The organism is Streptomyces sp. AC555_RSS877 (genome assembly GCF_019049245.1).
Classification (GTDB): domain Bacteria; phylum Actinomycetota; class Actinomycetes; order Streptomycetales; family Streptomycetaceae; genus Streptomyces.
In genome coordinates, this window is record NZ_JAGMUK010000073.1 from 1 (window position 1) to 278 (window position 278).

Genomic DNA, 278 nt, shown 5'->3' on the forward strand with positions numbered 1-278 from the left:
CGTGACGGACGGGTCCGGGATGGCGACCTCCGTGACGGACGGGTCCGCGACGGTCGTCTGCATGACGGGCAGGTCCGGGAAGATCGCCTCCGTGACGGACGGATCGGCGAGGATCCCCTGCGTGACGGACGGGTCCGCGATGGCGACCTCCGTGACGGACGGGTCCGCGACGGTCGCCTACGTGACGGACGGGTCCGGGATGGCGACCTCCGTGACGGACGGGTCCGCGACGGTCGTCTGCATGACGGGCAGGTCCGGGAAGATCGCCTCCGTGACGG

Annotated in this window: 1 protein-coding gene; it reads left to right on the top strand. The window is 71.6% G+C overall.

The genetic code is table 11. The annotated features are described in order from the left end of the window. Window positions 1-61 precede the first annotated feature (61 nt). Window positions 62-278, top strand: a 217-nt coding sequence (locus KUM49_RS30090) for a hypothetical protein (RefSeq protein WP_217240121.1), incomplete at its 3' end; no start/stop codon positions are given.